This is a genomic window from Acidithiobacillus sp. (assembly GCF_027322205.1).
Taxonomy (GTDB): domain Bacteria; phylum Pseudomonadota; class Gammaproteobacteria; order Acidithiobacillales; family Acidithiobacillaceae; genus Acidithiobacillus.
This window is the reverse complement of record NZ_DAHVHY010000119.1, coordinates 1-3299: the sequence shown is the minus strand read 5'-3', so window position 1 is coordinate 3299 and position 3299 is coordinate 1. Positions and strand designations below refer to the sequence as shown.

Below are 3299 nucleotides of genomic sequence, written 5' to 3'. Positions count from 1 at the left end.
TCCAGGCGGGCGCTCAGTTTTTGGAGCTTTCCCTCGGGCTGGCGGCATGGAAGGAATACGGCCCGGATCGCTGGGCGTTGCGCTGCAACCCGTCCAGCGGCAACCTGCATCCCACCGAGGCCTATCTTCTCGCCTTCGGGGTGCAGGGCATCAGTGATGGACTCTACCACTATTTGAGTCGGGATCATTTGTTAGAACAACGCTGGTATCCCGATGCCGGACAGCACGGCTCAGGGGTATATATCGCGCTGACTTCCATAGCGTGGCGCGAAGCGTGGAAATATGGCGAACGGGCACTGCGTTATTGCCAACTGGATATTGGCCATGCGCTGGGTGCCCTGCGCTACGCTGCGGGTACCCTGGGTTGGCACCTTCGCCTGCGCGGGGATGTGGACGACACCCGACTGCGCAGTCTCCTCGGCCTGGATCGTTCCAGCGATTTCGCGCATGCCGAAGGCGAGGATGCGGAGCTGCTGCTGGAAATCCTCCCAGCTGATACAATGTCCTCCGCCATCGGTAGTCCTGCTGCGCTGCCGGGGCAATGGCGGGGTCAGGCCAACTGCCTGGATCCCCACCCCCTGTATCAGTGGCCGGTCATCGCCGAAACGACAACCGCCAGCAGGATGCCGGTACTCACTCCCGACCCGCTTCCGCCTGATCCATGGCCGGCACGCAAAAAATCGGGGCAGACCGCCGCCAGCGCCCTGATCCGCCGTCGGCGCAGCGCCCAGCGCTTCGACCCGAAGACGGTCATGGCGGCTGACGATTTTTTTACGCTCCTGGATGCGTTGCTGCCCCGTTCCGCCCTGCCCTGGGATGTCTGGCCCTTCACCCCACGCATCCATCCGATACTTTTTGTGCATCGCGTTAGTGGCCTGAGTAGTGGCCTCTATGCCCTGCCCCGCACAGCAGAGGGCGGACCGGTGTTACGCATGGCCCTCAATCCCGATTTCTCCTGGGAAGCAGTGGCTACTGCGCCCACCCATCTGCCCCTGCGGCGACTCTATAGCGGGGACGTGCGCAGTATCGCCAGGACCCTGTCCTGTCATCAGGCCATTGCCGCCGATAGCTGCTTTGCCGTGGCCTTTCTGGCGGAGTATGCCGACCCCCTGAAGAGCGGTGCCTGGCATTATCGTTTGCTCTACCAGGAAGCCGGACTGCTGGGCCAGATATTGTATCTGGAAGCCGAATCCCTGGGTCTGAACGGCACCGGCATCGGCTGTTTTTTTGATGATGCCGTGCAGGAAATATTGGGGATCAAGGATAACAGCCTGCAATCCCTCTACCACTTCACCGTGGGTCATGCCCTGACGGATACGCGGATCAGCACCCTCCCGCCCTATGCCCACCGGGAACTGAACACTCACACCGGAGAAAACTCATGAATACCCGCTCCTTTCAGCGTATTGATGTGCATAAGGCCCGCGAACTCCTGCAAAGGCAGGACACCGTGTTACTGGATTGCCGCCATCCCAGCGACTTCCGGGCCGGACATATTGCCGGAGCTTCTCCCCTGGGCGATTACAACGCCGATGACTATGTGCTGAACATGGCCAAACATCGTCCCGTGCTGATCTATTGCTACCATGGCAACGCCAGCCAGATGCGTGCCCAACTCTTTGCCGATTTTGGTTTTGCGGAGGTATATAGTCTGGATGGCGGTTACGAAGCCTGGCGCAAGGTGCATACGCCCGCAAATCCGCAGCTCACCGAGGCGCTGCAATGCTGGCTGACGGCGCAGGAGTTTCCCGCCGCAGACATCCACGCGCGCACCCGCGACGGGGTGACGCCCTTGATGCGCGCCGCCGGCGAGGGCCATCCTGAACGGGTGGCTGAACTACTCGCCGCCGGTGCCGACCCGCACCAGCGCAACAACGATGGCAATCAGGCCCTCTGGTTCGCTTGTGTCAGTGAGAATCTGGACACACTGGACCTGCTGGTCGCGGTTGGCGCCAACCTCAACCACCAGAATGACAACGGCGCCACTTGCCTGATGTATGCCGCATCCGCTGGCAAGACGGCGGTAGTGGAGCGTTTGCTGGCATTCGGTGCAGACCGGAGCCTCCTTTCGCTCGATGATTTCACTGCACTGGATATGGTCGCCAATCTGGAATGTCTGAATTTGCTGCGCGAAACACCGAGGCGGGTAAAAGCCGCCACCTGAACAGGCATCATTATTGCTGCACCGTATAACAGATGCCGTTTTGGCCATAAGCTGACAAAGGAACAATTAATGCCTATCTTCGATTACCATTGTTGCGATTGCGACGCCGACTTTGAATTACTGGTCATGGGCTCAACCATCCCAAACTGCCCGCAATGTGGCAGCCAACACCTGGAAAAGCAGCTTTCGCGGGTGGCCGCACCTGGTCGCAGTGCTGGACTGATTGCGCGTGGTCGTGCGCAAGCGGCGAAAGAGGGGCACTTGAGCAATTTTTCGCACGCCGAGCGCAAATCACGCTGACTCGCGGCAGACATCGTTTCACCCCCACCGACTTTTGGAACAACACCAGCGAGGACTTGTCATGAGTGGCTTTTTCATGGATTGGGATGGCAATTTACGAAGCGTTGAGGACCCGGGAGGCGGTTACGTTTGCGATGTCGACCTGCCGGCACGCTATGTCGCAGTAATGCAGGGCAGCATATTAGCCCATGAAGCGACCCTCTACAAAACCCTCACCGATGTTGAAAAAGCCGGAATCAAAGCGGAAGTGGTTCCCGGCTCTCATCCCTGGGGAAGCAAGAGAGACGGGTTTTAGTTCAGAATTTGCCAATGGCTTTAGCGGGGTCCATTGGGTGCAAAATCACCGGTATCCACTAGCACTTCGTCATTTTCAATCTTCAGCGGAAACTCTCTGAGGGTGCAGGGCTGGCCTTTGATGCACGCGCCCGTTTCACTGCTGAACGCCCAGTCATGGTGTGCACAAGTCAGGGTCTCCCCATCGAAGCGGGCATCGGCCAGTGGTTCATTGGCGTGGGGACACATCCCATGAAAAGCCCGGGGTTCACCCCGGGTGGGCCACACAATCACGAGCAATATCCGGTTAACCACCGCCACTTCATATTTTCCTTGTCGCAGCTCGTTAAAATCACAGGCTTTACCAAACATGGTGAAACTCCTTTTTAATCCAGAAAACACACAATATATTATGCTGATATGGCATCCATGCCATCCGCTGCAGCACTTCGCACCATCATGTAAAGATCAATATCCCGACTCATCCAGCCAATAGTGGCTTTGTGCCAGGCTGCATAATTGGCTTCTTCCCAGATGGCGCACAATAACGCCTCATCCCTGG

Annotated in this window: 5 protein-coding genes; 4 read left to right on the top strand and 1 reads right to left on the bottom strand. The window is 58.1% G+C overall.

The genetic code is table 11. The features are described 5' to 3' along the window. The 4 genes from M7F93_RS11460 to M7F93_RS11445 form a co-directional block, all read left to right on the top strand. A partial coding sequence (locus M7F93_RS11460; protein ID WP_298173619.1) for a nitroreductase family protein occupies positions 1 to 1385 on the top strand: 1385 nt, incomplete at its 5' end. Beyond that, on the top strand, positions 1382 to 2164 hold the full coding sequence (locus M7F93_RS11455) for an ankyrin repeat domain-containing protein (RefSeq protein WP_298173617.1): 783 nt from the start codon (positions 1382 to 1384) through the stop codon (positions 2162 to 2164). The genes M7F93_RS11460 and M7F93_RS11455, both read left to right, overlap by 4 nt. A 69-nt stretch (positions 2165 to 2233) precedes the next feature. Further along, on the top strand, positions 2234 to 2464 hold the full coding sequence (locus M7F93_RS11450) for an FmdB family zinc ribbon protein (RefSeq protein WP_298173614.1): 231 nt from the start codon (positions 2234 to 2236) through the stop codon (positions 2462 to 2464). A gap of 61 nt (positions 2465 to 2525) precedes the next feature. After that, complete coding sequence (locus M7F93_RS11445) at positions 2526 to 2759, top strand: hypothetical protein (protein ID WP_126605237.1); 234 nt, start codon at positions 2526 to 2528, stop codon at positions 2757 to 2759. Positions 2760 to 2779: 20 nt separating this feature from the next. On the opposite strand, the gene M7F93_RS11440 is transcribed toward M7F93_RS11445, so the two are convergent. Continuing rightward, entirely contained in the window at positions 2780 to 3109 is a 330-nt protein-coding gene (locus M7F93_RS11440) for a Rieske 2Fe-2S domain-containing protein (protein WP_298173607.1), read from the bottom strand. Positions 3110 to 3299 lie beyond the last annotated feature (190 nt).

What these genes read in the sequence shown, in the direction of transcription:
- M7F93_RS11445 (WP_126605237.1), top strand. Translation starts at nt 2,526, where the DNA reads ATGAGTGGCTTTTTCATGGATTGGGATGGCAATTTACGAAGCGTTGAG.
- M7F93_RS11455 (WP_298173617.1), top strand. Translation starts at nt 1,382, where the DNA reads ATGAATACCCGCTCCTTTCAGCGTATTGATGTGCATAAGGCCCGCGAA.
- M7F93_RS11450 (WP_298173614.1), top strand. Translation starts at nt 2,234, where the DNA reads ATGCCTATCTTCGATTACCATTGTTGCGATTGCGACGCCGACTTTGAA.
- M7F93_RS11440 (WP_298173607.1), bottom strand. Translation starts at nt 3,109, where the DNA reads ATGTTTGGTAAAGCCTGTGATTTTAACGAGCTGCGACAAGGAAAATAT.